General features: G+C 32.3%; 19 protein-coding genes. 7 read left to right on the forward strand and 12 right to left on the reverse strand.

Annotated features, from left to right (window positions below; all coding sequences use genetic code 11):
- Positions 1-115: 115 nt before the first annotated feature.
- Positions 116-853: a pyruvate formate-lyase-activating protein gene (gene pflA, locus QO190_RS09030; protein WP_371462664.1), complete on the reverse strand. Its 738-nt coding sequence runs from the start codon at positions 851-853 to the stop codon at positions 116-118.
- A 225-nt stretch (positions 854-1,078) separates the two neighbouring features.
- Positions 1,079-3,304, reverse strand: a complete 2,226-nt coding sequence (gene pflB / locus QO190_RS09035) for a formate C-acetyltransferase (protein WP_371462666.1) — start codon at positions 3,302-3,304, stop codon at positions 1,079-1,081.
- Positions 3,305-3,719: 415 nt separating this feature from the next.
- Between pflB and scpA the strand changes: the two genes are divergently transcribed.
- The 4 genes from scpA to meaB all read left to right on the forward strand — a co-directional run bounded on the left by scpA (position 3,720) and on the right by meaB (position 9,116).
- Positions 3,720-5,843: a methylmalonyl-CoA mutase gene (scpA, locus tag QO190_RS09040; RefSeq protein ID WP_371462668.1), complete on the forward strand. Its 2,124-nt coding sequence runs from the start codon at positions 3,720-3,722 to the stop codon at positions 5,841-5,843.
- Positions 5,844-5,958: 115 nt separating this feature from the next.
- Positions 5,959-7,614 (forward strand): DUF6035 family protein, encoded by a 1,656-nt coding sequence (locus tag QO190_RS09045; protein ID WP_371462670.1) that lies wholly within the window; start codon positions 5,959-5,961, stop codon positions 7,612-7,614.
- Positions 7,615-7,735: 121 nt separating this feature from the next.
- Positions 7,736-7,948, forward strand: coding sequence for a DUF2281 domain-containing protein (locus tag QO190_RS09050; RefSeq protein WP_213190372.1), 213 nt, complete (start codon positions 7,736-7,738; stop codon positions 7,946-7,948).
- Positions 7,949-8,129: 181 nt separating this feature from the next.
- On the forward strand, positions 8,130-9,116 hold the full coding sequence (gene meaB, locus QO190_RS09055; RefSeq protein WP_371462673.1) for a methylmalonyl Co-A mutase-associated GTPase MeaB: 987 nt from the start codon (positions 8,130-8,132) through the stop codon (positions 9,114-9,116).
- A gap of 1 nt (position 9,117) precedes the next feature.
- On the opposite strand, the gene QO190_RS09060 is transcribed toward meaB, so the two are convergent.
- Positions 9,118-9,648, reverse strand: a complete 531-nt coding sequence (locus QO190_RS09060; protein ID WP_371462674.1) for a DUF4251 domain-containing protein — start codon at positions 9,646-9,648, stop codon at positions 9,118-9,120.
- A gap of 152 nt (positions 9,649-9,800) precedes the next feature.
- Between QO190_RS09060 and QO190_RS09065 the strand changes: the two genes are divergently transcribed.
- Positions 9,801-10,610: a M48 family metallopeptidase gene (locus tag QO190_RS09065; RefSeq protein ID WP_371462676.1), complete on the forward strand. Its 810-nt coding sequence runs from the start codon at positions 9,801-9,803 to the stop codon at positions 10,608-10,610.
- 76 nt (positions 10,611-10,686) lie between these two features.
- Positions 10,687-11,001, forward strand: coding sequence for a hypothetical protein (locus QO190_RS09070; RefSeq protein ID WP_371462678.1), 315 nt, complete (start codon positions 10,687-10,689; stop codon positions 10,999-11,001).
- Positions 11,002-11,066: 65 nt separating this feature from the next.
- On the opposite strand, the gene QO190_RS09075 is transcribed toward QO190_RS09070, so the two are convergent.
- The 9 genes from QO190_RS09075 to lon form a co-directional block, all read right to left on the reverse strand.
- Complete coding sequence (locus QO190_RS09075) at positions 11,067-11,699, reverse strand: outer membrane beta-barrel protein (RefSeq protein ID WP_371462680.1); 633 nt, start codon at positions 11,697-11,699, stop codon at positions 11,067-11,069.
- On the reverse strand, positions 11,674-12,498 hold the full coding sequence (locus tag QO190_RS09080) for an ABC transporter ATP-binding protein (RefSeq protein WP_371462681.1): 825 nt from the start codon (positions 12,496-12,498) through the stop codon (positions 11,674-11,676). Before QO190_RS09080 ends, QO190_RS09075 begins: the two co-directional genes overlap by 26 nt.
- On the reverse strand, positions 12,498-13,247 hold the full coding sequence (locus QO190_RS09085; protein WP_371462682.1) for an MlaE family ABC transporter permease: 750 nt from the start codon (positions 13,245-13,247) through the stop codon (positions 12,498-12,500). Before QO190_RS09085 ends, QO190_RS09080 begins: the two co-directional genes overlap by 1 nt.
- 59 nt (positions 13,248-13,306) lie before the next feature.
- Entirely contained in the window at positions 13,307-14,674 is a 1,368-nt protein-coding gene (locus QO190_RS09090; RefSeq protein ID WP_371462683.1) for an exopolysaccharide biosynthesis polyprenyl glycosylphosphotransferase, read from the reverse strand.
- Between the two features lie 37 nt (positions 14,675-14,711).
- Positions 14,712-15,302 (reverse strand): 7-carboxy-7-deazaguanine synthase QueE, encoded by a 591-nt coding sequence (locus QO190_RS09095; RefSeq protein ID WP_371462796.1) that lies wholly within the window; start codon positions 15,300-15,302, stop codon positions 14,712-14,714.
- 42 nt (positions 15,303-15,344) lie between these two features.
- Positions 15,345-16,232 carry a bifunctional 5,10-methylenetetrahydrofolate dehydrogenase/5,10-methenyltetrahydrofolate cyclohydrolase gene (locus QO190_RS09100; protein WP_371462685.1) on the reverse strand — a complete coding sequence of 296 codons (888 nt, stop codon included), beginning with the start codon at positions 16,230-16,232 and terminating at the stop codon, positions 15,345-15,347.
- 42 nt (positions 16,233-16,274) lie between these two features.
- Complete coding sequence (gene pgi, locus QO190_RS09105; RefSeq protein ID WP_371462687.1) at positions 16,275-17,915, reverse strand: glucose-6-phosphate isomerase; 1,641 nt, start codon at positions 17,913-17,915, stop codon at positions 16,275-16,277.
- 582 nt (positions 17,916-18,497) lie between these two features.
- On the reverse strand, positions 18,498-19,427 hold the full coding sequence (locus tag QO190_RS09110) for a DUF4349 domain-containing protein (RefSeq protein WP_371462688.1): 930 nt from the start codon (positions 19,425-19,427) through the stop codon (positions 18,498-18,500).
- A gap of 184 nt (positions 19,428-19,611) precedes the next feature.
- Positions 19,612-22,002, reverse strand: coding sequence for an endopeptidase La (gene lon, locus QO190_RS09115; RefSeq protein ID WP_371462690.1), 2,391 nt, complete (start codon positions 22,000-22,002; stop codon positions 19,612-19,614).
- Between the two features lie 331 nt (positions 22,003-22,333).
- Here lon and QO190_RS09120 point away from each other — a divergent pair, with 331 nt between their 5' ends.
- Positions 22,334-24,475: a SurA N-terminal domain-containing protein gene (locus QO190_RS09120; RefSeq protein ID WP_371462691.1), complete on the forward strand. Its 2,142-nt coding sequence runs from the start codon at positions 22,334-22,336 to the stop codon at positions 24,473-24,475.
- Positions 24,476-24,579: the final 104 nt, after the last annotated feature.

Below are 24,579 nucleotides of genomic sequence, written 5' to 3' on the forward strand. Positions count from 1 at the left end.
TTCGCTTTAAATAAAGCATTTCTTGTTGTTCTTGCATAACGATGTTTTTTTGTGTATCGCTATTTCAGGACTAGACAAAATGAAAATATAAAAAGTCGAGATCATTTCTCGACTTTTATTTTTGATTGTCTGGTAAAGGTAAATGGTATTTCCTAAAAATCTCCACTGCTTTTTGTACATCTTTCATATCTGCTGGTTGGCAATTTTCTAGAGGATAGGTTCTGCCAATTTCTTTCCATTTGTGTGCGCCCATTTGGTGAAATGGTAAAATATCTACGCGTTCTACATTTTTGAACTGAGAAACATATTTCGCCCAATTTTCTAAATCTTCTGCATCATCTGTATAACCAGGAACGAGAACATATCTTAGCCAAGTTGGTTTGTTGATTTTAGACAAATATTGCATAAATTGAAGCGTAGGTTCTAGCTCTACTTCCGTTAATTTTAGATATTTTTCTGGGTCTATGTGTTTAATGTCTAGAAGCACCAAATCTGTAATTTCTAAAACTTCTTTGATTTCTTCACTGAACAAATAACCATTGGTATCTACACAAGTATGGATTCCGTTTTCTTTACATTTTTTGAATAATTCCAGGACAAAGTTGGCTTGCATCAGAGGTTCGCCTCCAGAAACGGTAACGCCACCAGATTTTATAAAACCTTTTACTTTTTCTATCTCGTGGAAGGCTTCGTCTACAGACATTTTGGTTTTTTCGCCTTTGTTCCAAGTATCAGCGTTATGACAATAGAGGCAACGCAAATGACAACCTTGCAGAAAATAAACAAATCTAATTCCTGGGCCGTCTTTGGTGCCGAAAGTTTCGTATGAATGGATAAATCCGTGATTTGACATGTTCAAAGATAAATATTCTTAAAGGGTGTTTAAAGCTTTTTTAATAATAAATTTTTATAATTTTTCTTTTACCCAACCCTAAAAGGGAGTTAAAATTCTAAAAATTTTCATCAAAATTACACCTTTTAGGGACGGCGAAATTAATTTTGATGAAATTCATATTCTTAAAAAAAGAGTTAAGAAATTTCTTAACTCTTCTTCAAGATAATTGATGTTATATATAAATTAGAAACATTCTGTGATGGTTCTGTTGATGACATCTAATTGCTGTTCTTTAGTCAACTTGATGAAATTCACTGCGTAACCAGAAACTCTAATGGTTAATTGAGGATATTTTTCTGGGTGCTGCATTGCATCTTCTAACAATGAACGGTTGAAAACATTTACATTTAAGTGGTGACCTTTTTGGTTGAAATATCCGTCTAAAAGTCCAACTAAATTTCCTTGTTTTTCGTCTAAAGTTTTTCCTAAAGTTTCAGGCGTAATCGCAAAAGTGTAAGAAATACCATCTTGAGCGTGTTCGAAAGGTAATTTAGCAACAGAAGCGAGTGAAGCTACTGCACCTTTTGTGTCTCTTCCGTGCATAGGATTTGCTCCAGGTCCGTAAGGTTCACCTTCTCTTCTTCCGTCTGGTGTATTTCCTGTTTTTTTACCGTAAACTACGTTTGAAGTGATGGTAAGAACAGATTGAGTAGGAATTGCATTTCTGTAAGTTTTTTGTTTTCTTACTTTGTTCATGAAAATTTCTACAATTTCTGCTGCGATTTTATCAGTATTATCATCGTTATTTCCGTAAGGAACGTAAGGTTTTTCTACTACATAGTCTACTGCGATTCCGTTTTCGTCTCTTATTACTCTTACTTTTCCGTATTTCATCGCTGCAAATGAATCGGCAACGATAGAGATTCCTGCAATTCCACAAGCTTGAGTTCTGATAACATTTACATCGTGAAGTGCCATTTCATAAGCTTCGTAAGAATATTTATCGTGCATGTAGTGAATAATGTTCAATGCTTGGATGTAAGTTTCTGCTAACCAATCCATCATTTTATCAAACTTATTCCAAACATCATCGAAATCAAGATATTCGCCTTCTACTTTTGGCATTTCTGGAGTTACTTGAACTTTTGTTAATTCGTCAATACCACCATTAATGGCATATAATAAAGCTTTAGGTAAATTAGCTCTCGCTCCGAAATATTGCATTTGTTTTCCTAAAGTCATTGGAGAAACACAACAAGCAATTCCGTAATCGTCATTAAAGCAATCTCTCATTAAGTCATCATTTTCATATTGAAGAGATGAAGTGTCGATAGAAACTTTAGCGCAATATTTTTTCCAGTTTTCTGGTAATTTTTCGCTCCAAAGAACAGTTAAATTTGGTTCTGGAGATGCACCTAAATTGTATAAAGTGTGTAATAATCTGAAAGAGTTTTTGGTTACATAAGAACCGCCGTCTTTATTCAAGCCACCAATTGATTCTGTTACCCAAACTGGATCGCCAGAGAAAAGTGAATCGTATTCTGGAGTTCTCAAGAATCTGATGATTCTTAATTTCATCACGAAATGGTCAATCAATTCTTGAGCTTCAATTTCTGTAAGAACGCCTCTTTTAATATCTCTTTCAATATAAATATCTAAGAAAGTAGAAACTCTACCAATAGACATTGCGGCACCGTTTTGGTCTTTAGTAGCTGCTAAATAAGCGAAATATAACCATTGAATAGCTTCTTTAGCATTGGTTGCAGGTTTAGAAATGTCAAAACCGTAAGATTCTGCCATTTTTTTAAGTGCTTTCAATGCATTGATTTGCATAGTGATTTCTTCACGAAGTCTTACGATTTCTTCGTTCATCCCATCACAATCCATATTTTCGAAATAATCTTGACGATCTTTAATTAAGAAGTCCACACCATATAAAGGAACTCTTCTGTAGTCACCAATAATTCTACCTCTTCCGTAAGCGTCTGGTAAACCAGTTACGATTCCAGAATTTCTAGCTTTTCTAATCGGTGAATTGTAAGCAGAGAAAACACCTTCGTTATGAGTAACTCTATATTTTGTATAAATTTCTTTAGTTGCTTCGTCTAGTTCATAACCGTATGCTTTTAAGCCGTCTTCCACCATTCTAATTCCGCCATTTGGGAAAATAGCTCTTTTTAGAGGCTTATCAGTTTGAATTCCTACGATTTTTTCTAAGTTTTTATTGATATAACCAGCTCCATAAGCATCAATCTGAGATGGTTTCTTAGTTTCGGCATCATAAATTCCTTTTTCTCTCTCTGCTTTGAACATTTCAGATAGTTCTGCCCAAAGTTGATTGGTTGCTTTAGTAGCAGGAGTTAAGAAGCTTTCGTCTCCGGTATATTCTGTGTAATTGTTTCTAATAAAATCACTTACGTTAATTTCCTTTTGCCAAACTCCGGGTTTAAAACCAATAGTTGCTTCCATAATGTTAATTTTTTGTTTGTTTCTAATTGTATTTTGGGCTTATTTTCCTTGAAATTTTAGTCATCAAAAGGTTAAAAAAGCGAAGCAAAGTTAGGAAGATATTTTGCCCTAGAACAACGATTAATCATGATATAAATTAGGGTTTCATTTGATTTTTTGAATAGAAAAATAGCACTTTGATAGACCAAATAAGTAATGTTAGCGAATTATTTTGATTAGAAGTTAATAAATTTAATTAAAATGAAAATAATTGTCAGTTTTAAATAAAATTAATAAAAATTCAATAAAAATACATTGATATGTTTATCAAAAATTAAATTTTACATTTTTTGCTATCAAGGAGCCCAAATCGCCTAAAATTTCACTTTTTTTAAAATTAAAAATATCGTAAATTTACTCATCGAAATTTCATGAAATGAGAACGAAAATTCAAAACGTAAATCCCGATTTTAAAAATTTTGGATTTACTTCTAATACAGAAAACTATTCTTTTGAAAAAGATGGACTTCAATTAAAATCTTCTTACACATCTGAAGATTCAGAAGCTTTAAAATCAAAAGGTTACAGCGCAGGAATTGCTCCTTATTTGAGAGGACCATATTCCACGATGTACGTTCAAAAACCTTGGACGATTCGTCAGTATGCAGGTTTTTCTACCGCAGAAGAATCGAATGCTTTTTATAGAAGAAATCTTGCAGCAGGACAAAAAGGACTTTCTGTTGCGTTCGATTTGGCAACGCACAGAGGTTATGATTCAGACCATCCAAGAGTAGTTGGTGATGTGGGAAAAGCAGGAGTTGCCATCGATTCTGTGGAAGATATGAAGATTTTGTTCAATGAAATTCCATTGGATCAAATTTCGGTTTCCATGACCATGAATGGTGCAGTTTTACCGATTTTGGCATTTTATATAGTCGCTGCAGAAGAACAAGGCGTTTCTCAAGAACAACTTTCGGGAACGATCCAAAATGATATTTTGAAGGAATTTATGGTGAGAAATACTTACATCTATCCACCAGAACCTTCTATGAAAATTATCGCAGATATTTTCGAATATACTTCTCAAAATATCCCGAAATTCAATTCGATTTCTATCTCAGGTTATCACATGCAAGAAGCAGGCGCAACTCCGGTTTTGGAAATGGCTTATACACTTGCAGATGGCTTAGAATATGTGAGAACGGGGATAAAAGCAGGAATGAATGTAGATGATTTCGCGCCGAGATTGTCATTTTTCTGGGCGATTGGAATGAATCATTTTATGGAAATTGCCAAAATGAGAGCCGCTCGTTATATTTGGGCAAATCTTTTGACACAGTTTAATCCTCAAAATCAAAAATCTTTGGCTTTGAGAACACACTCGCAAACTTCGGGATGGAGTTTAACCGAGCAAGAACCTTTCAATAATATTACCAGAACGGCAATTGAAGCGCTTTCTTCCGCTTTAGGAGGAACACAGTCTCTACACACGAATGCTTTAGATGAAGCGATAGCTTTGCCAACAGATTATTCTGCAAAAATTGCAAGGAATACACAGATTATTCTTCAACAAGAATCAGGGATTTGTGATGTTGTCGATCCGATGGGTGGAAGTCATCTCGTAGAAGCATTGACTCAACAAATGATTGACGAAGCTCAGAAATATATAGACGAAGTAGAACAAAAAGGCGGAATGACGAAAGCAATAGAAGCGGGAATCCCGAAGATGAGAATAGAAGAAGCGGCAGCTAGAAAACAAGCAAAAATTGATAGTGGTGAAGAATTTATCATCGGTGTAAATTCTTTTAAATCCAATCAAAAGCAGCCAGAATTTGAAATTCTAGACATTGACAATACGGAAGTTCGTCGTAAACAAATCGAAAGATTAGAAAAAATAAAAGCAGAACGAAACGCAGAAAAAGTAGAAGAAATTTTAACAGAAATTCGTGAAGCTGCTAAAAATAGAGACAAAAATCTTTTGGCACTAAGTATAGAAGCTGCGAGAAGAAGAGTAACTCTTGGTGAAATTTCAGATGCTTTAGAAAGTAATTTCGGAAGATATAAAGCCAATATCAAAACCATTTCAGGTGTATATGCTATGAATGCCAATAAAAATGAATATTTTGAAAAAGCGGTGGCGCTTACTCAAAAATTTGAAGACCAAGAAGGTCGTAGACCAAGAATTATGGTTGCCAAAATGGGACAAGATGGTCATGACAGAGGTGCAAAAGTAGTAGCAACAGCCTTTGCAGATATGGGATTTGATGTAGATGTGGCTCCGCTTTTCCAAACGCCAGAAGAAGTGGCAAAACAAGCCGTAGAAAATGATATTCATATTTTGGGCGTTTCTTCTTTAGCAGCAGGTCATAAAACCTTGGTTCCGCAAGTGGTAGAAGAACTCAAAAAATTAGGTGCAGATGATATCACAATTGTAGTAGGTGGTGTAATTCCACAACAAGATTATGATTTCTTGTATGCAAATGGTGCAGATTTTATCTTCGGGCCTGGAACGAATTTACCGAAATCTGCGGTGGAGATTTTAGAGAAGTTTTTGAGATAAAAATTTTGTTGTATGCATGATGTAGGAAGCAGGAAGTTTTTCTGAAATCTAAAAATTTAAAATAACTTATATAAGGAAATCATTTTTTGGTTTCCTTTTTTTGTAAATTTATTTTATGAAACTAAGAGCCATTAGATACGCAAGAAATGCTTTCTCTCGAAATGTTGTATATGATTCATCTATTATTTTTAGTAATGGAGAAAAAGAGTCTTTTCTCTTTCAAAAAAAAGTTCTAACGGATGAAATATGTTTAGAATGTATATGTTGTGAAAGAGCTTTAACTGTTTCTTTTATGCCAAACGAATTAGGATACAAAACATTCTATTTCAAACATAAAAATACAGATGAAGAATGTGACTTATTAATATGCAAGAGTAATTTAGAGAAAGAAGAATTAGAGCAAATTTATTCCGTCCCCGAATCGCCGAGACATAAATATATTAAAAATTTTTTAAGAGAAAATTTTCTCAAAAATCCTGAAATCGAAATTCTTTCATTTGATGATAAATTTATTTTAGACTGTTATAAAAAAAGAAAACCTGATATATTCATTTTTTATAAAGGAAAAGAAATCGTTTTTGAAGTTCAAGTGTCAAATTTGTCTTTAAAATATATTAATGCAAGAACAAAATTTTATAATGAAAAGAAAATTTATGTCATATGGCTTTTAGATGGCTTTTCCCAATCTGAAAATTTTTTAAGAAATATAAAATATATTAATAAAAATCAAAATATTTTTTCCTTTTCTGATAATCAATCAAAATTATTTATTTGTAAATATAAAGTGCCATACATTTATGAAGGAACAACTGTTAGAGAAAAATATAAAATTGAAGAAATTCGCTTTGAAGATTTGACTTTTGATAATGATTTTGAGGTATTTTACTTTCCTTATCTAAAAAATAAAATTATTAAGGAAAATGAGTTAGTAGCTTTAAAAGAGAAAAAATTAAGAATAGAAGAAATAAATAAGAATAGAGAAATTATATTAAAAGTAAATGTCATTTTAGAAAATTTGCGTCAACTAATAAGGGATAAAGAAAATTTTGAAAAGTTCAAATCAGTAAATGAAAAAATTGATACGTTAGATTTTAAAGGCATAAATTTTTTGAACAAGAAAATTGAAAAAAAGACAAAGTATTATTTTTTTGAAATTATAAAAAATGCTACAGATAAAAGTCAAGGAGTTTTAAAGTTTTTCTTATTGAATAAAAAATTGAAGTTTAATATTAATGACTTATATGAACAAAAAAGTTTGATTGAATTAATGAGTGAAAATAAAAATTTTATTGACATTAGATTTAACGAATTATTTCATTTAATAATTGATAGAGGCTATGAGTTTAAAAGTAATGATTATGACAAATTGGAGAATTTGTTTTCCAAAAACAAATTTTATGACATCAAGGATTATAATTTATTAAAGTTATATATTCAATTAGAAAATAAAGCATTGAAGGAATATGTGTTTGATTATTATTGGGTTATAATGCTTATTAAATCCATTATTGCGGGGAAAATTATCGGCTGTAATTATAAAGAAAACGAATGGATTCAATTTTTTAATTTAGTGTATAAAAATAAGAAAGATTGTTTTGGATATGTTGTTGATATAATTAAAAAGGAAAACAAAACTGATTATTTTGTTAATTTAAAAAAGGGTGAAACATTAAAAGAGAAAATAAAGGAGGCGGAAAGTTATAATTTAAAAAATGATGAAAAATTCAAAATAATATTTGAAGATTTATTTGAAGATTATCTTTGGATATAAATATAAATTTTGTTGAAAACCTAACAAAAATCACTGAAATCATTCATATCACTTCATGAGGTGTGTTAAGCAGATTGGCGTACCTTTATACCACCAAAAAAAGCCTAAAAACCTAATTGAAATGGAATTAACCACATTACAAAAAATTAATAATCTGATAAAAGATTTACCAGATTATTTAGCAGAGGAATTATTGGAGTATATAGAATACTTGGTATATAAATTTCACAAAGACGAAGATTTAAGTGACGAACAAAAAAGAGTAATACTGAGAGGTCTAGAAGACATTAAGTATGGCAGAAGTCATTTAGATATTCCGGCAGAGACAGAGTAAAAGTTCTTCATATCAAATCAAATTTTTTCATAAAAGCTTCAGGTTTCTGAAGCCTTTTTCGTTATGGCATTTTTCTAAAATTCTAACAGAAAAAAAGTGTAGAAATTCTATTTTGATTTTCTTTTAAAGCAATTTTAAATTTTTGGAAAATAGTTTGAAATACTTTCTTAATTTTGTTAAGATGAAATTTTCTACAGAAGAACTTTTACAAGGAATATTAGCCCAAGACAAAAGAATTCTTGGGAAAGCCATTACTTTAATCGAAAGTAAAAAGCCAGAGCATAGAGTTTTGGCTGAAGAACTGCTGAAAAAAATCCTGCCTTATACCGGAAAATCTGTAAGAATAGGAATTACTGGAGTTCCTGGTGCTGGGAAATCTACATTTATTGAAAGTTTCGGAAAATTTGCAATTTCTCAAGGCAAAAAAGTTGCTGTTTTAGCCATTGACCCAAGTTCTTCGGTGAATAAAGGTTCCATTCTAGGAGATAAAACCAGAATGGAAGAATTGGCAAAAGACGAAAACGCATTTATTCGCCCTAGTCCGAGTTCTGGATTTCTAGGCGGAGTTGCCAATACTACTTTTGAAACTATGCTTATTTGCGAAGCTGCTGGTTATGATTACATTTTGATAGAAACGGTAGGAGTTGGTCAATCAGAAGTTTTGGTTGCGGATATTTCGGATGTGATTTTGTTGCTAAAAGTAGTAGGAACTGGTGATGAATTGCAAGGCATCAAAAGAGGTTTGATGGAAATGGTGGATGTTATTTTTATCAATAAAGTACATGAAGAAAATCTAAAAGAGGCCAGAATGCACCGTTCAGAATTGATTCATGCCTTGCAGTTTCAGCATCCGAAAGAAAAAGATTGGAAAGTGCCTGTTTTGTTAGGTTCCGCTCTTCATAACGAAGGTTTAGATGAGGTTTATCAAAAAATAAATGATTTCATTTCTTTAAAAATAAAAACGGGAAGGTTAGAAGAAGTAAGAAGAATTCAAGCCGAAAAGCGTTTTGAATATTGGGTTCATCAATATATTTTAAGTGCAACTAAATCTACCCATGAACTCGAAAATCAGTTCGAAATTCATAAAAAAAATGCTTCAGAATTAAAATCTAATCCAAGTTCTGAAGCCAAAATTTTTGTAGAAAGTTTATTGAATAAAAAATTCTAAACTATTTCTTAGAAATTTCATTTTTCATCAAGTAGCCATTATAAGAAATGGGTTGTCTGTCGTTAGAATCTATAGAAACATAGGCATTTCCGTTTTTATAAACTTCTATATAAATCACTTTTACATGGTCTACGTCTTTAGGCGAAATAGTATAAACTAAGTTGCCTTTCTTATTTAGAATTTTACTCAGAGTAAAATCTTTAGAAGTAAATCTGTAGCTATTTTTAGAATTGTCGTAACTAGGATTATACATTCTTCCAAAGTACGGCAAGGTAACATCTAATTCTTTATCTTTAACTACAATAGTATAGCCGTAGTCTAAATTTAACATTCGAGTAGAAATGCTATTAGGCATAGAATTCATAACATTGATGACATCATAATTGCTTGGATTAGCTCTTTCTGCCATAAAAGTAAACTGATTAGAAGTTGTAATTTCCTCTAAAGTTTTGGGGTCTATATTGATTTGTGAAGAACACGAATATAAAAAAGAGAGTAGTCCAAAGAAACTCAAATAAATTAATTTTTTCATAATATAGTGGGTGTTGAGTTAAACTATTAATTATCAATACAAATTTAATGCAAAACTATCACGATTTAATTTCTTTTTTATATAATTTCTACAAAATTATTAATGGAATAAATTTTGTTTTAATTTTGCATCAAATATTAAATCACATAAAAATGAAAATAAAAACTATTATCGCTACCGGAGTTGTTTCTTTAGCATTAGTTGCATGTGTTACGAATCCAATTACAGGTAGAAAATCTGTACAAATTGTGGGAAATGACCAACTTTCTGCAATGGGAGTGCAAGAATATCAAACTGCGCTTTCTAAAGCTAAAGTGATCACCAATACTACAGATGCAACTCGAGTAAAAAATGTAGGAATTAGAATAAAAAATGCTGCGACTAATTATTATAAAAGCATTGGTAGAGAAGCAGATTTGCAAGGTTATAACTGGGAGTTTAATTTGTTGGAAGACAAACAATTAAATGCTTGGTGTATGCCTGGTGGAAAAGTAGCCTTCTACACAGGAATTATGCCCGTTTGTAAAGACGAAACAGGTATTGCTGTAGTAATGGGACACGAAGTTTCCCACGCTCTTGCAGGTCACGGAAATGAAAGAATTTCTCAAGCAATGATTGCACAATATGGTGGTGCGATTGCTGGTGGTGTAATTTCGAATGATAAATTACAACAAGTTTTTAAAGTTGCTTATCCAATTGGAGCACAAGTAGCTCTTCTTAAATATGGAAGAAGTCAAGAGTTAGAAGCAGATCAAATGGGATTATATATCATGGCAATGGCTGGATATGACCCAAGACAATCACTACCTTTCTGGGAAAGAATGGAAGCTCAAGCTGCCAATTCACAAAGACCACCAGAATTTTTATCAACTCACCCAAGTCCAGATACTAGAAGATCAGACTTAAATAAGCATATGACCAAAGCGCTTGAATATTATAAACAAGCCGGTGGAAAAATGTAAATAATTTAAAATAATAATAAAAACCTTCTTAAATTTTTTTAAATTTGAGAAGGTTTTATTTTAAAAATACATTAAAATGAAAAATTTAACAATTATAGGAATTCTTCTTTTAGGCATTTCTGGATTACTTTTTTATTTGACCACCAATTTAGAAGTAGAAGAATTTACACTTTCTCATTTTATGGGAATAATGGGAGGCGTAGGAATTGGTTTAATTATAGGAGGAATTGTAGGATATGTAAGTAAAGGCTCTTCTATAAAAGCTGAACAAAAAAGAAAAGAATGGCAAAGATTACAGCAAGAAAAAATTGAGATAGAACGACAAGCTGCTGAGTTAGCTCAACAAAATGTAAATCCAAATCCTAATAATTCTGATAATAGTAATCTATAAAATAAAAAATCTTGGCTGCGAAGCAGCCGAGATTTTTTATGTTTTTAATTAATGTCCTTAATTTTTTAGAAATTTAAACCAACTCCGAACATTAATAAACTCGGTCTGTTATCATATCTAATTACTTCGTTAGAAGATACATTCGTGTTGATATATTCTCTTTGGTCATTGCTAAATGCACCTTCGTATCTTGCAGAAACTACCAATTTAGAAATAGTAACTTGTGCGCCGAATTGATAGCCTAAAGTAAATTCTTTCGTAGCATTTTCTTTAAAATCATTATATTGATTATCTGTAGAAAGATTGTAAGAAGCTACCGGTCCTGCATAAATACCTAATGTTTTTCCTAATACATTATATCCTACTAAAACAGGTAAATCTGCTCTGTTGTTTTTAACTTTTATAGTAGTATTAGTTCCATCTACTGTGAATTCTTTACTAAAAGTAGTGTAATACAATTCTGGTTGAATAAAAATTCCAAGAGGGGTATCAATTTTTAGTGAAATACCTGCGTTATAGCCTACGTTATTTTTTCCTTTGTCTTCGTATGCATCTACAGTTCCATTTTTTATATTTTCCCAAGTAGGATCACCAGTTTGGTAGATGATATTTGCTTTCGCTCCGAAAGTTACCTGCGAGAAAGACAGCAATGATGCTGTTACAAATAATGTACTAAGTATTTTCTTGATCTGTTTCATTTTCTACTGTTGTTATAATGTTTTCTATACTTGTTTTATTGATTTTAATAAGATATTCTCTTAATTCTTTAAATAACTCTGAAGAATAAACGAAATCTATCAGGTAATTATTGTCTGAAGTGATTAAAATATCTTTTGTTCCCTCCCATTCTTTAATTCCTTTTCTCAAGTATACAATTTTCTCACCAATTGTCATTACAGAGTTCATATCGTGAGAATTTATTATCGTAGTCGTATTATATTCATCAGTAATTTCTGCAATTAAATCATCTATAACGTTTGCTGTGAAAGGGTCTAACCCAGAATTAGGCTCGTCACAAAACAAATATCTTGGGTTATTAACAATTGCTCTCGCAATCGCTACTCTTTTTTGCATTCCTCCTGAAATCTCAGATGGAAATTTTTTTTCTGCATTTTCTAAGTGAACTCTTCCCATTACTTCATTCACTCTTTTTTTCTTTTCGGTGAAAGTAAGGTTGGTAAACATATCTAGAGGAAACATAATGTTGTCTTGAACCGTCATGGAATCAAACAATGCGCTTCCTTGAAATACGGTTCCTATTTCTGCTCTCAATGCCTCTTTTTCTTGACGAGACATGCCTACAATATCTCTACCGTCAAATAAAATATGTCCGCTGGTAGGTTCGTAAACATTAAGCAAACTTTTCAGAAAGACTGTTTTTCCTGAACCCGATTGTCCTATTACTAAGTTTACTTTTCCGGTTTCGAAGGTGGTGGTAATTCCTTTCAGAACTTCTACACCATCAAAACTTTTTCTTAAATCTTTTACTTCTATCATTAGCTTAGGAACATTTGAGTTAATATTAAGTTGGAAATGATGATGGCAACTATTGTCCAAACTACAGCTTGTGTACTTGCTCTACCTACTTCTAAAGATCCTCCACTTACTTTATAGCCAAAAAAAGCTGGTATAGTTGCAATAAGAAATGCAAATACAGCTGTTTTTAAAAATGCATACCAAATATAAAATGGTGGCATGTACATTTGAATTCCTGCAATATAATCAGCTCTAGACCAATTTCCTGTCGCAATACCTGCAAGATGACCTCCCCATATTCCGAAAACCATACTTATAGCAATTAACAATGGATTGAAAATTACACTTGCTAAAATTTTGGGTAAAATCAAGAAATTTGCAGAATTTACACCCATAATATCTAAAGCGTCTATTTGCTCTGTAACTCTCATCGTTCCAATACTCGAGGTGATATAAGAACCTACTTTTCCAGCTAAAATTACAGAAATAATTGTAGGGGCAAATTCTAGAATTAAGACAACTTTGGTAGCATAACCAATAAAAGGAGCGGGAATGGGTATGGAAGAATTTCTAAAATTATTATACATCTGTATTGCGATTACAGCTCCTACAAATATTGAGGTAAATAAAGTGAGTCCAAAAGAATTTACTCCCAAGTCATTGATTTCTCTCATGAGAAGTTTAAAAAAAACTTGCCTTTTTTGAGGTTTTTGAATTACTTTTCCTAGTAGTAAAAAGTATTGTCCTATTGCGCTTAAAAGTTTTAACATAACCGTGCGAAGTTACATTTTTTAGGATTAATAATTTTATAGAATTTTAATTTATTGTTCTAAATGGCTTTTTGGTCGCCTTTTATTACTAATAAAATGGTTTTAAGAATTATAACTGCATCTAAAATGATACTCCAATTTTTCACGTAGAATGAATCCGCAATAATTCTTTTTTTCATTTCTACTTCCATTTCGCCAGTGTCACCACGCAAGCCGCTTACTTGCGCAAGTCCTGTAATGCCTGGTTTTACTAAACTTCTCACCGAATATCTTCCAATTTTTGCCTTGTAGAAATCATCAATCAATAGCATGTGAGGTCTAGGTCCTACTACAGACATATCTCCTCTTAAAACATTGATGAATTGTGGCATTTCGTCTAAACTGGTTTTTCTAAGAAATTTGCCAATTTTAGTAATTCTTTTATCGTTTTTGGAAGTAGTTTTAGTGGTAGAATCTTCATTTTCAATCATGGTTCTGAATTTGAGACATTCAAAAACTTCATCATGAAAGCCATATCTTTTCTGTTTAAAGAAAACACTTCCTTTACTATCTAATTTGATTAATAAAGCAAGAATAGGAAAAAGCCAAGTTGCTATAAAGATTAATACTAATAAAGAAAATAATATATCAAAGCCTCTTTTTATAATAAAATTTGTATAATAATCTAAAGGAAATTTCGAAGGTGTTAAAATCGGTTGAGTTTCGATGTATCCCAAGTCATATTGGAAAAAATCGTTTTGGATAGCACTTGGAATTAAGGAAATTTTTATCTTATCATTTTCTGCTTCTCTATTGATCTCTTCAAGTAGTTTTTTACTTAAATGATTTTGAGTAGGAATAAAAACGGTGTGGATTTCTTTTTTTCTCCAAAAGTTTTGAAGCTCCGTAATATTAATTTCTTCATTGGGAAATTCATAAACTCTATAACCATAATCTTTACGTTGGGTAACAATATCTTTTAAAATTTCAGAAGATGAATTTTCTGCGATAAACATTACATTTCTGTAGTTTCCACCTTGTGCTCTAATGTACTTTAAAGTAAAGAAAATGAATGACTTAACTATAAATAGAATAATGAAAAGTGTAAACGTAATCCAGAATCTTTCATACTTCAAAAATTCATTATTACTCACTCTGGCTAAAAGTACAATTCCCAGTAAAAAGATAAAAATATGAGTAACAATTCGCTCTACATAAAGTGTATAAGTAAGGTTTCTGGGAATAGAATACAGTTTTGTTCTTCCACTTAAAAGAATCCAAAAAAGACTTAATAGAAGAAGGGACAAAATATTTTCTTCGGTATTAGCTTTTTCTAAAACATATTCGTGTCTCATCAGGAAAAAGAACACAAAAACAGCAGCCACGATTAAAATATCGAGGATGATGATAGCGCTTTTAAAATATCTAGAGTATCTTAATTTCTGCATGTTTTAGAAAATAGAGTCCTTACAAAGTTGCTAAATTTTATGGAATATTAAGATATTTATGTGTTTGTACAGAAGCTTGCCATTTAGGATTTGCCAAAATAAAATCGGTAATCTTAGGATACATTTCGTTTCTTTTGCTCCATTCACTTTGTAGATACAATTTGCAATTTTCAGAAACTTTTGCAGCTTGTTCTTCAGCGAAGGTAAAATCATGGTTGTTAAATACTATGATTTTCAACTCATTAGCTACTTTGTAAATTTCTTCTTTTGGTAAGCCTGTTTTCTTAGGAGAAAGCGTAATCCAGTCCAGTGTTCCGCTCATATCATAAGCTCCAGAAGTTTCGATGTGAATTTGACAACCCAATTCTTTTAATCTTTTGGTCAAAATTTCTAAATTCCACATCAGTGGTTCTCCACCTGTTAGAACAATGGTTTTACAATAGCTTGCTGCAATTTCTGCAATTTCTACGGTATCCATCAAAGGATGTAATTCTGGGTCCCAACTTTCCTTCACATCACACCAATGACAACCTACATCACAACCGCCTAATCTTATAAAATAAGCGGCTTTTCCGGTGTGGTGACCTTCTCCTTGTAAAGTATAAAAATGCTCCATCACTGGGAGCATTTTTCCTTCTTTCAATAATATTTCTTTTGTTAAATCCAATTCTTAATCTTTATAAATCGTGTGTTTGTATGCTAAAATAGTATTTTTTAATAACATCGCTCTGGTCATTGGTCCCACTCCTCCCGGAACTGGTGTAATCCAACTTGCTTTTTTCTCACAACTAGCAAAATCTACATCTCCTACAATTCTATAACCTTTTAGCGCATTAGCATCTTCTACTCGGGTAATTCCTACGTCTACAATCACTACACCATCTTTAATCATATCTTCTTTCAAAAATTCTGGATCTCCTAATGCAGTAATTACAATGTCTGCATTTTTGGTAAATTCCTCAATGTGAGGAGTGTAAGAGTGCGTTACCGTAACTGTAGCATTTCCTGGGAAATCTTTTCTTCCCATTAAGATAGACATCGGTCTTCCTACGATTTTACTTCTACCGATAATTACACAGTTTTTACCTTTGGTTTCTATATTATAACGTTCTAATAATGTGAGGATTCCAAAAGGAGTAGCTGGTAAAAATGTACTCATTTCGAGTGCCATTCTTCCAAAATTTTCGGGGTGAAAACCATCTACGTCTTTATGAGAATTAATCGCCATGATTACTTTTTCTTGGTCCATTTGCTTTGGCAAAGGCAACTGAACGATGAATCCGTCAACTTCTGGGTCTACATTAAGTTCTGCAATTTTTTCTAAAACTTCTGCTTCAGAAGCGGTGCTCGAAAATCTGTAAAGCGATGAAGTAAATCCTACTTCTTTACAATCTTTTATTTTGCTGGCAACGTAAGTTTCGCTCGCGCCGTTGTTTCCTACTAAAATTGCTGCGAGATGAGGAGCTCTTTTTCCGCTTGCAATAATTTTTTCTACGTCTGCTTTAATTTCAGCCTTTATTTCTTTAGAAACTTTTAGACCGTCGAGAATTTGTGCCATGTTTTTTTTCTTTTTATTTTACTTTTTAGATTTATTTCAAATTTACTTATTTTCTTTGAAATAGTTTATTAAACCATTTGTAGAAGAATCATGTGAGTTTACTTTCTCATTATCAGTAAGTTCTGGTAAAATTTTTCCTGCTAAAACTTTTCCTAATTCTACACCAAATTGGTCAAAACTAAACACATTCCAAATCACACCTTGTACGAAGATTTTGTGTTCATAAAGTGCGATGAGTTGTCCTAGTGAAAATGGAGTTAATTCATTGATAAAGAATGAATTAGTAGGTGTATTTCCCATGAAGGTTTTGAATTTTACTAATTTTTCAATTTCTTCTTCAGATTTTCCTTCTTTTACCAATTCTGCTCTTGCTTCGTCTTCGCTTTTTCCGAATGCAAGTGCCTCAGTTTGAGCGAAAAAGTTCGCTAATAATTTTTCTTGATGGTCAGAAACTTCGTTGCAAGATTTTACATAAGCGATAAAATCTGCAGGAATTAATTCTGTTCCTTGGTGAATCAATTGATAGAAAGCATGTTGACCATTCGTTCCTGGTTCTCCCCAAATAATTGGACCAGTTTGATAAGTTACATATTCCCCATTTCTGTCTACTGATTTTCCGTTAGATTCCATATCTCCTTGTTGAAGATACGCTGCAAATCTATCTAGATATTGAGAGTACGGTAAAATAGCATAAGAACTTGCATCAAAGAAATTTCTGTACCAAATTCCCAAAAGTCCCATTAAAACAGGAACGTTTTCTTTGAAATCTGCCGTTTGGAAATGTACATCGGTTTCGTAAGCTCCTTTCAATAAATTTTCAAAATTTTCATAACCCACTGCTAGAACGATGCTTAAACCAATAGCGCTCCAAAGTGAATATCTTCCGCCAACCCAATCCCAGAACTCGAAAATATTTTCTTCTGCAATTCCGAACGCTTTAACCGCTTGAATATTAGTAGATAAAGCTACAAAGTGTTTCGCTACATCTTCTTCTTTTCCAGCTTTTAAGAACCAAGTTTTTGCAGAATTTGCATTGGTCATGGTTTCTTGAGTGGTAAACGTTTTAGAGGCTACAATGAAAAGCGTAGTCTCTGGATTTAAGTTTTTCACTACTTCTGCCATGTGATTTCCGTCTACATTCGAAACGAAATGTACATTTAATCTTGTTTTGAAATGTTTAAGTGCCGAAACCACCATTACAGGTCCTAAATCTGAACCTCCAATTCCGATGTTTACCACATCAGTAATTTCTTTTCCGCTGAAACCTTTGTGCGCTCCTGAAATCACTTTTTGGGAGAAAGCTTTCATATGGTCAAGAACTTTTTTGATTCCTGGTTTTATGTTTTCGCCGTCTACCAGAATTTCTTTGTCAGAAAAATCTCTCAAAGCAGTGTGAAGTACTGCTCTTTTTTCTGTTTCATTTATTTTTTCGCCAGAAAACATAGCATTGATGGCAGATTTCAATTGTGTTTCTTCTGCCAATTGAAGCAATAAATCAAATGCTTTTTGGTCAATTAAATTTTTAGAAAAATCAAAAAGATAATTTTCTTTTTTTACTGAAAACTGTTGGAAACGTTCAGTGTTTTCTTGAAAAAGTGTTCTTAGGTCAAAATCATTTTGTGCAAAATGTTCGTTGAGTGATTTCCAAGCTTGTGTGTTTTCTGGATTTATTTTTGGTAACATAATTCTTTTGGTTTAAGGTTTAACAACTTAAATTAACAGTTTTATTCATCTTCATAAAACGAACAAAGTCCGTGCAAATTTACGGAAAAATAAAAGCCCCAAAAAATTTCAGGGCTCTAAGATTTTATGAATTTTGTTATCTTTGAGAAAAATAATAACGTGATTTTTCAAATACTTTTATCTTTTACAGTAATCTCTTTAGGTTTTACCTCTTTTTCCTATTTTACAAGATTGGTTGACTTCAAAAAAAATTATTTATATCTTTCTCTAGGCTTACTTTTTTTGACTGTTTTGTGTTTTTTATTTTTTGAAAAATTTCAGCAAGAATTTCCAGCCTTCAAGTTTGCATTGATTTTAATGTTTTCTTTTGCAATTCCCATTTTATTTTTCATGAGAAAAATTATGGAGTTTAGAATGAAAAATTTCACGAAGCGTAATAATCAAAATCAATGATTACAACACTTCTATACTCATTATAAAAAAACTAAAAGAATATGCTTTCGCCTTCTTTTTAGTGTTGATTGTCTTTTATCAAATCTTAATAATTTGGGTTCCTAAAATTACAGAAAACATTCATTAGTGTCACTTTTCCATATTCTCAGATTTTGAATTTTTTTTCGGAAAAATAATAGTGCTGAGATTATACTTTACAAAATAAATTACAATTAGAACTCCCACGAATAAAGGCCAAAAATTCAGTAAGAAAACGAAAAATTTTTGAACGAAATAAAATCCGTTAAGTAGAGAAGATTTTGCCTCGTAGAAGAAATTGACTTGGTATTTATTGTCGTAAAATTGGGTGTTAGTAATGGCAATTTCGGCGATTCTTACTTTTGGTTCTTTAATGTAAATGTCTACAGTGCTGTATTTTATATTGTCTGCAAGATTCAGATTTTCAATTTGTTGGGTATTGTTTTTCTCTTCGTTTTCTTCGGTGAGGTTTGCTTTCTTTTCATTGTTTTTCATTTGAGAAATCACTTCGCCCGTTTTATTGATTTTTTTCAGTTCAAGTTCTGCAATTTTAGCATTGTTGGTCACATCTTCAGCCGAAATAATTCTGGTGTTCAAGAAAAGTTTTCGGTTATTTACAGAAGTGAGAAACGCACCTAATTTTTCCGAAGGAACTCTTACTTGCATCTTATTGTAAGAATTGAATTTTCTGAGTAAAACCGCATTTTGGTCAGAAGTGTTATACGTTTCTTCTTCGATAATTTGACTTTGTAATTCACTTTTGGTGACAAATCCGCCCAAATTTTTCAGTGCATTTTCTATGTGAACTGTAGCTTCGTAAACGTCTTTTACTTCCATGCTGACTTCTGCATTTTTTACAAATTTTTTGTCTGGAATTTGTTGAGAAGCAGCGTAAGAAACTTCATCATTTTGAACGGAAGTAGAATCTGCGGTTGCAACCGCACTTTCGTATTGAGAATCTACACTTTCAGATTTTTGACAAGAAAATAATCCCGCTAAAATAAAGGTTGCGAAAACCATTTTTTGAAATTTTGTGTTCATTGTTTAAGGTTTTTGTGGTTAGACTTCCTCAAAGTTGAGCACAAGATTCTTGTAAAGTTTGTAAAAGTGGTTTTTTGTTTTTGTAAACTTGGTTTGCAATATAAGTTTCAGTATTTCAGAGTTTTGTAAAAAAAGCAACCCGCGAATTTGCGGGTTGCTTTCAATTTAATATGGATTTGTAAAATTATTTCTCAATCGCTAATTCCACTACTTCTTTCATGGTTTTCACATAATGAACTTTTAGATTTTTAAGATAGTTTTGGTTGATTTCCGAAACATCTTTTCTGTTTTCTTCGCACAGAATCACTTCTTTAATTTCTGCTCTTACTGCAGCCAACAATTTTTCTTTAATTCCGCCAACTGGAAGCACTTTTCCTCTTAAAGTAATTTCCCCAGTCATTGCCAAATGTGGTTTTACTTTTTTATTTAAATAGCTGGAAACCATGCTCGTTAGCATTGCAATTCCTGCACTTGGTCCATCTTTTGGAGTGGCGCCTTCTGGAACGTGAACGTGGATGTTTTTATTTTCAATATCTTCTAAAGAAATACCTAAACTTTCGTGTTTTGCTTTGATGTATTCTAGCGAAATGGTTGCAGATTCTTTCATTACATTTCCTAGATTTCCTGTCATCGTAAGATTACCTTTTCCTTTGCTTAAAATGCTCTCTATGAATAAGATATCACCACCAACTGAAGTCCAAGCTAAGCCTGTAACTACACCTGGAACATCCATCATTTCTGAGAAATTTTTAGACATCGGAACACCTAGAATTTCATCAATTTTCTGAATAGAAATTTTCGGGTCGTATTCTTTATTCATGGTAATTTGTAGGGCAACCCAACGAGAAATTTTGGCGATTTGTTTTTCTAAATTTCTCACGCCACTTTCTCTGGTGAAAGCTTCAACGACATGTGCAATTTCTTTATTTCCTAATTTATAAGCGTCTTTTTGTAAACCGGTTTCTTCCATTTGTTTTTTAATCAAATGGCGTTTTGCGATTTCTACTTTTTCTTCAATCGTATATCCCGAAAGTTGGATGATTTCCATTCTGTCTAACAATGGCGTTTGAATGGTAGAAAGCGAATTGGCTGTAGCAATGAACATTACTTTTGATAAGTCATACCCAATTTCTAAGAAATTGTCATAGAAACTGTGGTTTTGTTCTGGATCTAGAACTTCCAAAAGTGCAGAACTAGGGTCGCCATGCATTCCTTGTCCAAGTTTGTCTATTTCATCTAAAACGATAACTGGATTAGATGTTCCCGCTTTTTTGATGGCTTGCAATAATCTTCCTGCCATTGCGCCGATGTAAGTTTTTCTGTGTCCACGGATTTCAGATTCGTCATGCAAACCTCCTAAACTCATTCTTACATATTTTCTGCCTAGAGCATCTGCAATAGATTTTCCGAGGGAAGTTTTACCAACTCCAGGAGGGCCAACTAAACATAAAATCGGAGATTTCATGTCGTTTTTCAATTTCAGAACTGCCATGTGTTCTAAAATTCTTTTTTTGATGTCTTCTAAACCGAAATGGTCTTTATTTAAGATTTTTTCCGCTTTTGGAATGTCAAAAATGTCTTTAGAATAAGAATTCCAAGGCAAATCTGTGAAGAAATCTAAATAATTTCTCTGTACGTTGTAATCTGGTGAATTGGGATTATGGCGCTGAAGTCTTTTCAGTTCTTTCTCGAAATGTTCCTGAATTTCTGGTTTCCAAGAGATTTTTTCTGCTTTTTTCTTCAGTTCATCTACATCAGTTTCGGTTCCACCGCCTAATTCTTCCTGAATTGTTCTAATTTGTTGGCTTAGGAAATATTCTCTCTGCTGTTTGTCTAAATCGCGAGAAGTTTTTTGATGAATTTGATTTTTCAATTCTAATCTTCTGAAATCATCATGCATCAGTTCGTAACATAATTCTGCACGCTTCATCAATGATTTTTCTTCCAGAAGTTTTTGTTTGTTTTCCGAAGAGAAATTTGCATTTACGCAGATGAAATTCAGTAAATCTTCTTGTCCTTCAATGTTTCTGATGGCAAAATTAGCTGCACCAGGAATATTAGGGTCTATTTCTATGATTTTAATTGCTAAATCCTTGATGTTATCAATCAAAGCTTCATATTCTTCTTTCTTTTTGGTAGAAGAATCCTTTAATTTTTCTATTTCTGCGGTGAAATAAGGTTCGGTTTCAATAAAGTTTTTCACTTTGAAACGCTGAACTCCTCTCGTGATTGCAGAAATATTACCATCAGGAAGTTTGATGATTTTAATGATTTTAGCAATAGTTCCTATTTGGTAAAGGTCTTTTTCGGTTGGATTTTCTTGTTGAGAGAGTTTTTGGCTCAAAATTCCTATCAGTTGACCATTTTTTTGTGCTTCTTCTAATAATTTAATAGACTTTTCTCTTCCCGCAGTGATTGGGATAACCACTTTCGGAAACATTACCATATTTCTAACAGGTAGAATCGGAAAAATCTCTTGCGCTTTTTCTTCTTTGGTTTGTTTTTCCTCGTTTGCCACGATACTAAAATTTTCGTCTAAAAAATTTTCAAAAGCGATATCTTCTATTTCAATCATAATCTAAAAATTAGAATGACAATTTGTCATTTTTAAAGTATATAAATCAATTACCAAGACAAGATTCGAAATTTTCTCGCCTAAAATAAAGAGTACTGTAATATTCGCAATAGCTATGCCAAGAGTTTTTATGGACAAATTTTCCTTTTTTTATTCTAGAAAACTGAACTGATTTTCAAAGTGGTGATGCATTATGAAATATTTACCAGATAGACTTCTGTAAAATCCTTTAAAAAAATAAATATAAACGAATGAAAATGAGTGATAAAATTTCTCTATTATCTTAAAATTATGTATTTTCGCACACTGATTTTAAATACTTATATATAAAATGTCAATTACAGCTTCAATAAGAAAGAGACCTTGGCTATTATTAGGAATGATTATTATTGCACTTTTAGCATTTTTAATTAATCCTGAAAGCATGGATAAAATGTTTGGTCAAAATCCAAATATTTTGGGAAAGGTAAATGGTGAAGAAATCACACGTGATGAATTTAATGACCAATTAAGTTTGTTACAACAACAGTCTCAAGGACAACCACAGCAAGGCTTAGAAGAACAGGCTTGGCAAATTTTGGTACAGTCTAAATTAATCGAACAACAGTTTGATAAAATGGGTTTAAAAATTACAGATGAAATTTTCTGGAATCAATTACAATTTGATCCAATGTTTTCTAAAGAACAGAATCCACAGAATTTTGACGAAAAAGGAAACTTCAAAGTTGCTGAAATTAAAAAGCAAATCGAAGAACTTAAAAATAGTGGAGACGTAAACCAATATAACGAATGGTTAAAAGCTAAAAAAGCTATACAATACAGAATGATGGCAAGACAGCTTTTTGCAAACGTTACTACAGGAATTACAGCCAACAAAAAAGAAGCTGCTGAATTAATGAAGCAAAGAGACGAAGTTGCTGATATAGACTTCGTGAAAGTAGATTATGCTGCTTTTGCTGCTAAAAATCCAGTAAAAGTAACTACTGAAGATTTAGCAAATTATATCAAAAAACATCCTGTGATGTTTAAATCTGAAGCTGCTAGAAACTTAGGAATTGTATATTTTCCAGCAAAGCCAAGTGCAGCAGATGATGCTTTAGCGCTTAAAGAAATTAACAAACTTTACAACGAAGGTGTGGATAATGGAAATGACCTAGAAAGTTTCAAAAATACTCCGAACGATTCTATGTTCGTAGAATTAAACTCTGAAGCACAAATTAAATATTCATTTGTTTCTGACCAAGAAATTCCTCAAGAAGCTCAAGCTTTTGTAAAAGGAGCGTCTGTAGGACAATTCTTCGGACCTTATAAATCTGGTGACAAATATTACGTGACCAAATTAGCAGGAAAGAGCAACGCTACAATGCCTAAACACATTTTGTTTGCATACAAAGGCGCAATGAGAGCAGATGAAAAGCAAACAAGAACCAAAGAAGAAGCTAAGAAATTAGCAGACAGCATTGGAGCACTAGTAAAAGCTGACCCAATGAAGTTCAATGAGTATGTGCAAATGTCTGATGAACCAGGTGCTGCGCAAAGAGGAGGTATGTTAAGTTGGATTTTAGATAATGATAACAACTACGCAAAACCTTTCGGAGATTGGGTAAAAGGAAATGCAAAAGGAGCTGTAGGTGTAGTAGAAACTGATTTTGGTTATCATATTATTGTTAACGAAAATAAAATGCCAGTTTACAAAATTGCAAACTTAGCAAAAGACATCAGAGCTTCTAAAGAAACCGAAAATAAAGTATATACAGAAGCAAATACTTTCATTCAATCAGTTCAAGGAAAATCTTTCAATGATTTTGCAAACGGTGCGAAAAAGAAAAATTTCAATTTCCAAAATCCAAAATCTGTAAAAAGATTCCAAGGTCAAATCCAAGGTTTAGGAACAGATAAAGACGAAGAAATCTTAGCTTGGGCTTTCAATAAAGAAAGAGAAAAAGGCGAAACCAATATCTTTACCACTGGTAATGGTGACTACATCGTAGTATACTTAAACGGTAAGCAAGAAGCGGGAATTGCAGATCCAGAATCTGTAAGAGAACAAGTAGAACCAATTGTAAGAAATCAATTATTAGCGAAAAAAATTAGCGAAAAAATTACTGCTAGTAAAGCAACAAATTTAGATGCTATCGCAAAATTATTTGGAACCACTAAACAATCTTCGCAAGTAAGTTTATTCTCTCCATTTGTAGGAGGTGCTATGGAAGCTAAAGTTGCTGGAGCTGCATTTGGTGTTAAAAAAGGTAAAATCTCTAAACCAGTAGAAGGTGCAACTGGAGTATTTGTAGTAACTCAAAAAGCGGTTACGCTAAACAAACAACCAGGAGATGCTAAACAAATCATGCAAGCAATGCAACAGCAAGGTGCTCAAATGTTTAGCCAATCATTAATGAAGAGTTTACAAGACAATGCTAAAATAGAAGATTACAGAATTGAAGTATGGGATAAAACTTCTCAAGCTCAATAATTCTTCTCAAAAATATTTAAAAGCGACTTTTTCTAGAAAAAGTCGCTTTTTTTATAACATTATGCAGAAATATTGAAACTACCATTACTTCAAAAAGTAGTATA

Origin of the sequence: Cloacibacterium sp. Arc13, from assembly GCF_041431305.1 — a bacterium.
Taxonomy (GTDB): Bacteria; Bacteroidota; Bacteroidia; order Flavobacteriales; family Weeksellaceae; genus Cloacibacterium; species Cloacibacterium caeni_B.